This window comes from Paraburkholderia sp. SG-MS1, from assembly GCF_012275575.1.
Taxonomy (GTDB): Bacteria; Pseudomonadota; Gammaproteobacteria; order Burkholderiales; family Burkholderiaceae; genus Paraburkholderia.
Genome location: NZ_NPIH01000053.1, coordinates 1 through 3,934 on the forward strand (window position 1 = coordinate 1; position 3,934 = coordinate 3,934).

General features: G+C 65.0%; 3 protein-coding genes and 1 pseudogene. 2 read left to right on the forward strand and 2 right to left on the reverse strand.

Annotated features, from left to right (window positions below):
• Nucleotides 1-72: 72 nt before the first annotated feature.
• Nucleotides 73-1,607: pseudogene (locus CIC12_RS04075) on the forward strand (ISNCY family transposase).
• Between the two features lie 291 nt (nt 1,608-1,898).
• On the opposite strand, the gene CIC12_RS04080 reads toward CIC12_RS04075, so the two are convergent.
• Both CIC12_RS04080 and CIC12_RS04085 read right to left on the reverse strand, forming a co-directional pair.
• A complete protein-coding gene (locus CIC12_RS04080) occupies nt 1,899-2,105 on the reverse strand; it encodes a hypothetical protein (protein WP_168662417.1) in 207 nt (68 codons plus the stop codon).
• A 29-nt stretch (nt 2,106-2,134) separates the two neighbouring features.
• Nucleotides 2,135-3,034, reverse strand: coding sequence for an NmrA family NAD(P)-binding protein (locus CIC12_RS04085; RefSeq protein ID WP_168662418.1), 900 nt, complete (start codon nt 3,032-3,034; stop codon nt 2,135-2,137).
• A 209-nt stretch (nt 3,035-3,243) separates the two neighbouring features.
• On the opposite strand from CIC12_RS04085, the gene CIC12_RS04090 reads away from it, so the two are divergent.
• Nucleotides 3,244-3,934 (forward strand): helix-turn-helix transcriptional regulator (locus CIC12_RS04090; RefSeq protein ID WP_168662420.1); only part of this gene is annotated, 691 nt, incomplete at its 3' end.

Below are 3,934 nucleotides of genomic sequence, written 5' to 3' on the forward strand. Positions count from 1 at the left end.
GCAAGATACAGATGTCGTGTTTCGCAGCGGATGTCATGCTGGGCGTTTCCGGTCGGACTGCGCGAGCCCAGCATGCGTCAAGCCGAACTGGTGACACTGAACATGCGCGAACTCGACCGGTTGAAGATGGTCCAGGCGATTGTCGAGATGGGACTGAAGCCCGGACGTGCGGCTGAACGCCTGGGGTTGAGCGTGCGCCAGGTTGAACGGCTGACTGTGCGCTACCGTGCCTTGGGCGCAGCCGGTCTGTGCTCAGGCCGACGCAGCCGTCCCGGCAACCGGAAGCTGGACGAAGGGCTGGCCGTACGGGCGCTGGCGATCATCCGTGAGCGCTATGCCGACTTCGGGCCGACACTGGCGTGCGAGAAGCTGCACGAATGCCATGGGATCACACTATCGAAGGAAACCGTACGCCACCTGATGACCGACGCCGGACTGTGGATTCCGCGCCGGCAGCGGCCGCCGAAGATCTACCAGCCGCGGGCGCGCCGCGCGTGTCTGGGCGAACCGGTGCAGATCGACGGCAGCGAGCATCCGTGGTTCGAGGACCGCGCGCCGCAATGCACGCTGCTGGTCCATGTGGGCGAGGCGACGAGCCGGCTGATGGCACTGCACTTCACGGCGACCGAGTCGACCTTCAGCTACTTCGAGGCCACGCGCGCGTATCTGCAGCAGTACGGCAAGCCGGTCGCGTTGTACAGCGACAGGGCCAGCGTGTTCCGGCCGACGCACACGCAGACCGGTGACCGGGGCGTGACGCATTTCGGGCGCGCGATGTACGAGCTGAACATCGACACGTGGTGCGCGAACAGCAGTTCCGCGAAGGGCCGTGTGAGCGGGCGCACCTGACGCTGCAGGACAGGCTGGTCAAGGAGCTGCGGCTGCGCGACATCAGCACCATTGAGGCCGCCAATGCGTATGCGCCCGCCTTTATTACCGCCTATAACGTGCGCTTCGCGAAGCCTCCCAGGAGCACGTGCGACGCGCACCGGCCACTGCGGGAAGATGAGGATCTGGACGCCCTGCTGACCTGGCGCGAACTGCGCCGCGTGACGAAGTCACTGACGGTGCAGTATGACCGGGCGATGTACCTGCTCGAGGATACGGTGGCAAACCGCAAGCTCGTTCACCGGTATATCGACGTCTGGGAGTATCCGGACGGGCGCATCGGGGTCCGGGCGGATGGCGCGGCTCTGACCTGGGTCCCCTATGACCGGCTCGCTGAGATCGACCAGGGCGCGGTAATCGAGCGCAAGCGGCTCGGGCACGCGCTGCAGGTGGCGCAGGCCCTGCAGGCGCAACGTGTTGACCGGCGCGCGTCGGGCTCGCCATCGCGCACGAATCGTGGGCTGGCAGTCGAACGTGACCAGAGAAAGCCGGGCACGAAGAAGCAGTGTGAGTTCACGCGGGCCGACGTCAATGAGGTGATCGTGCAGATCGCACAGCAGCCGATGATGTCTTCAAAAACCTGGCTGTCGGTCTGCAAAGACCCGCTGAACGCACTGACACGCCCTGCCCGGTCAGACGCTGTTCTTCAACGCTACGTGAGAGTCAACCCTCAAAGACGGATTCACATCCAACGTCAAAACCACGACATCTGTAAATAGCCGGCACCCCGACATTTCAGAATGGCCTCGACATATAGGAATGCTATATATAGGGATCGACCTTGAACGTTCAATCAATGACGCGAGTGTCGGCCTTCACGTCTGAGTATAAAGTGCTCCGCTTTGGGCCATATGTCCACAACCTTTGTGCAGTAGCGCCAAAGGTAAATGAATAAATCAAGGACGTCTGGCGATTGCCTTCGCAGGGCGGCCGCCGGCGTTGCAGCAGCGGAATCGTCGGGATGCTGCGTGGGTCGGATGCCATGCATGGGGAATGCGCACCGCTGCGCTTCAGAACAGACCGAAATCATCATTGCTGTCGGGAATCGCGTCGAGCAGGTCTCGCAAGGCGCGCCCGCCAAGCCATCCCGCGAGCGTCGTCGCTACCGTCAGCCAACGTTGTGTGGCGCGGCTCGCACGCGTCGATGAAGTGGGGCAGGCCGCCGCCTCATGCGATGCGTCGTGGCGTGATGCGCGTAGCACAGGGCAGGTTTGCATGCTGTCTCTCCTTCAGTGGGAGTAACCACTCAGCGCGCCGCAGTCGCGCTCATGCCCGGCAGCAGCGCCGCCAGCACCTGCGCGAGCGGCGTCGCGCCCAGGCGCCGCTCGCTGACCTCTGCTTCTACATCGATACGACCCGCGTTGTGCGCGTCGTACAGATCGGCGATCAGGCGCGCGTGACGTTCGCCGAGTCCGGCGTGCCGCAGTACGTTGGCCCACTCGCCACGCGGCACTTCCCGCGCGGCGACCGGCCGGCCTGACACTTCAGCAAGCGTGCGCGCCACGTCCAGCGCGCTGACGCGCCGATCGCTTTCAACGCTCACGACACGCGGCAGTGTTTGGGGAACGGAAGTATCGAGCAGCAGTTCGGCGGCCAGCACCCCCACATCTTCTGCGGCGACGGTCGGAAACAGCTTGTCCAACGGATGATGCAAGCTCGGCAGCACGCCGTTGGCAAGCGCCATTGGCAACACGCGGGCCCAGTTGTGCATGTGCTCAGCGGCGCGTAGAAACGTCAGTTCTGCGTCGATGCCGCGCAATTGCGTTTCGAGGTAATGGAACAGCGTCGTGATACCCGTGCCGTGACGATGTTCGGCGCCGTAATCGGATAGCGCGAGCACGCGCGGCGGCGCAGCGGCCCGCAAGGCGGCCACACTGACATCGATCATCTGCCGCATTGCCGCTGCGGGATCGACATGCGCGCGCGGCAGCGGACACAGCATCTGCACGGCATGCGCCCCGTCGATCGCACGCGCCACCGAGGCTGCGTCGTTCAGATCGGCGACGGCGATCTCGCAGCCGATCGCCGCGAGCGGTGCACCTTGCGCCTCGTTGCGAACCACCGCGCGCACGTCGCGGCCCGCGCGACGCAAGGCCGCTGCACTCACCCGGCCCACGTGGCCGGCACTTCCAAAAATCACGAACACGTTGCACTCCCCAGAATCGACCGGTATGCGGCGATCTTAGGGACGTGGCCCCTCGCCCGCGCGCAGGCAAGGATGATTCCGCGCAGATCCGGATGATCGTTTTTCAGGAGCACGGCGCGCGACGCGCGTCGAATTTCGTAGCGCCAGGCGAGCCCAGGTAAAACGCAGGACAATGCTCGTTCGCTGTGCCGCCATCCACGAGGGACACCATGAACGCCGTGACGCCGATACCGCAACTACAACCGCACAGTGGGTCCCGGATCGCCGTGCGCTCCAGCAAGAGCCTCGGCTGGCAGGGTTTCGGCGCAGAACTGATCAACGTGTCGGCCGGGCTGCACCGCATACCGGCGCTCGAACATCATCGGGTGGGCGTGCATGTCGGTGCGCCGGTGAGGGCGCGCTGCCTGTGCAACGAGCGCCGTCACGTGCGAATCCAGGCACACGGCGATGCGGACGTGGTTCCGGCAGGGCTCGACGGCCAATGGAGCGACGACGCCGCCTGCACGATTTTCAGCGTGTGGATCGGCGAAGAGTTTGCGCAGCGAACCGTCGAACAACTCGCGTTGAAGCCGGGCCGCGCGCAGCTGCGTCCGCAGTTCCAGATGCGCGACCCGCGCTTCCAGCATCTCGCGTGGGCATTGCGCGCGGAGCTCGAAGCAGACGATGCCTCCGATCCGCTTTACGCCGAGAGCCTGTGCACCGCGATGGTGGTGCGCCTGATCGGCGGCGCGCCGGCGCTCGATGACAGGCGCCGCACGCTCGCGCCGGGGACGGCAGCGCGGGTGATCGAGTTTATCGACGCGCACCTGGACCAGCGTCTCACGCTGAGCGAACTGGCCGCGCTCGCCCATCTGAGCGTGCCGCATTTCAAGGTGCTGTTTCGCGAAACGCTTGGCATGC